Raw genomic sequence first — 524 nt, 5'->3', positions numbered from 1 at the left:
AACATATTTTAAAGGTAATCGTTCAGTAACAAGCCAGCTTGCAAAGCGATGCCAAACCAATAAAAAAAACTCTACGAGGAAATTGGCAGTATCCAACTCGGGCCGTACAGGCTGAAAAATAAGACGAGCTCCCTCCGTAGTATTTTCAAGTTGCAGCACGATATCGTTTCTAAAGGTACTGTAGAGCAAGCTTGCCCGCCTTATGCTTTCACCAATAGTTTGCTCCCTTATCATTTGTTTAGCTACGATGGCAAAAACACCTTGTTTACAGGGCTGATCGGTAAAGCCCATGAACTCATCATCCATTAGTCGCCAGATAGAACGAATTAGTGTTGATACTCGCTCAGATGAAATACGATCCCTCCCCCCATAGCAGCTGACAGAGAGAATACCTGAACTAAGACCGCAATCACTCATCACCTTGCTTACATCGACTCGGGCCCTCAAGGCACCCTGCAGAAGTGCATGTACATAGTACAGTGAAATTGAATTTCGCTTGTCCATATCGTCCGCTTAGGTAAAGT

At 44.3% G+C, this 524-nt stretch carries 1 protein-coding gene; it reads right to left on the bottom strand.

What is annotated here, in order from left to right; all coding sequences use genetic code 11:
• On the bottom strand, positions 1 to 504 hold a 504-nt coding region (locus A3761_RS22235), incomplete at its 3' end, for an AraC family transcriptional regulator ligand-binding domain-containing protein (RefSeq protein WP_197473179.1).
• Between the last annotated feature and the right edge of the window lie 20 nt (positions 505 to 524).

The organism is Oleiphilus sp. HI0123, from assembly GCF_001635315.1.
The sequence above is the reverse complement of the archived record's forward strand: the minus strand, read 5'-3'. Positions and strand labels throughout refer to the sequence as shown.